At 31.9% G+C, this 596-nt stretch carries 1 protein-coding gene; it reads right to left on the bottom strand.

The annotated features are described in order from the left end of the window. Window positions 1–77 precede the first annotated feature (77 nt). A partial coding sequence (locus AX660_RS23570; protein ID WP_235594751.1) for a hypothetical protein occupies window positions 78–596 on the bottom strand: 519 nt, incomplete at its 5' end.

The raw sequence follows: 596 nt of genomic DNA, 5'->3' as shown, positions 1-596 counted from the left end.
CAAACCAAGGGTATATAACAAATTTAAGAATCAGTAAAATTGGGAGTAAAACTAAACCAATAGTTTTAATATTAAGTTTATTTGCCATCGATTATCTTGGCCTCTATAACAAATATTTCCTTCCCATCTCTACTTTTACTCACCGGTAAAGTAAATTTTACATCTTTAAATTCATTACTTTTTAACAACAGATCTAGTATGTCAGTTGCAGAGTTTTTTGTTTCTCCGAATATTTGTAAATCATTTCCGACCAACTGAAATCGATTAAAGGTGATAACGTCAGCATCTAATGGCAATTTGGCCAAAAGCGAAATAGGTCTTGGTGAGCTCCTTTCAAACACAGTCAACTTTTTAAGTTCCGTCGCCAGTTTTCTTAAATTTTTATCAGCATTAATCAATTCATTAGCCATGGACTGGTTCTGTTCAATACTAGTTGAAACCAATTGTGTTTTAACGATTAAATATGCGCTAGAAACAGATATATAAAGTGCTAGTGACCCACAAAATACAATTGAAAACAATTTCACATTCCATATTTTAGAATGTACTGAACCCGAATTATAAGGTGACAAATAAAAGCCCATTAAATCCAATAC

Source organism: Paraglaciecola hydrolytica, assembly GCF_001565895.1.
GTDB classification, from domain to species: Bacteria; Pseudomonadota; Gammaproteobacteria; order Enterobacterales; family Alteromonadaceae; genus Paraglaciecola; species Paraglaciecola hydrolytica.
This window is presented reverse-complemented; position numbering and strand designations above follow the sequence as displayed.